The 1,064-nt window shown below is 41.9% G+C and carries 1 protein-coding gene; it reads right to left on the bottom strand.

Annotation, left to right across the window (positions count from 1 at the left end):
* Nucleotides 1-2: 2 nt before the first annotated feature.
* On the bottom strand, nt 3-914 hold the full coding sequence (locus tag D7V20_RS19240; protein ID WP_120385408.1) for an IS30 family transposase: 912 nt from the start codon (nt 912-914) through the stop codon (nt 3-5).
* Nucleotides 915-1,064: the final 150 nt, after the last annotated feature.

Below are 1,064 nucleotides of genomic sequence, written 5' to 3'. Positions count from 1 at the left end.
CTCTACCATCCCAGTGTCTTTCTGGGGCGATTATTTAGAGCAGATTCTATCTGTTCTATCCGTTCTTTTGAAACATCATCAAACGATGAGGATTTTGGCAGATATTGCCTGATCAGACCATTGCTATTTTCATTTCTGGCACGTTGAATCGACTTGTACGGATCTGCAAAGTAAGTTTCTATACCTGCTTCCTTTATCCGCCAATGCTCTGAGAATTCCTTGCCATTATCAAAGGTCACACTATATGCATGACTGTGGCGCAAACACTCTAAAGCACACGTGATCGTTTTAGCTGAGGTTCTAGTTTTCCCCAAATGAGCGATATGTAGATACAGACTCTTGCGATCAACCAGGGTTAATAATGCCCCCTTATGATTCTTGCCTATCACGGTATCACCTTCAAAATCACCAAGACGTTGACGCTTGTCTATGATCTCGTCGCGACAGTGAATGCTTGTTCTATCAACCAGTTGGCCTCTACGGTCTGTGTTTTTATAACCCCGCTTGCGATAGGTTTTCTGGTGTCTTAAATGTTGATGCAGTTCTCCACCCTTAGATTTATCCTGATAGATGTACTGATAGATCCACTCATGTGATGGGACATCTAGCCAGCCGCGTTGTTTCAATGCCCCGGAAATCTGTTCAGGCGACCAATCCAGAGCAATCAGATAACGGATGTAAAATATGGCGAAGTCTGTCATCTGAGATGAAGAACGGTATCGTCGTTGACTTGAAAACCGATCAGCCTGTTTAGCCCGATAGCCGCGTTCCCCTGTATTCCTTTTGATCTCACGATAGAGGGTTGATCTGGAACGACCAAGCTCTCTGGAAAGAGTAGAGATTGAAGATTTACTTTTCAAGGAAGCATAAATTTCGTATCTTTCTTCTTGAGAAAGTTGGGTGTATTGCTTCATTGTGTGCTTTCCAATTGCGAGTTGAAAAAGTCTAATGATTCTAATACACCTAACTTTTTCAACTAACTACAAATGTGTCGCACTTGGGATTTGAATCCGCGATACCTATTAATTCAAAAACATACCATTTACTGAATATATGAAGCATAG

The organism is Acinetobacter rongchengensis (assembly GCF_003611475.1).
In the GTDB taxonomy this organism is placed as follows: domain Bacteria; phylum Pseudomonadota; class Gammaproteobacteria; order Pseudomonadales; family Moraxellaceae; genus Acinetobacter; species Acinetobacter rongchengensis.
This window is presented reverse-complemented; position numbering and strand designations above follow the sequence as displayed.

Excerpts from the sequence above, each read along its gene's own strand:
- D7V20_RS19240 (WP_120385408.1), bottom strand. The coding sequence starts at position 914 with ATGAAGCAATACACCCAACTTTCTCAAGAAGAAAGATACGAAATTTAT.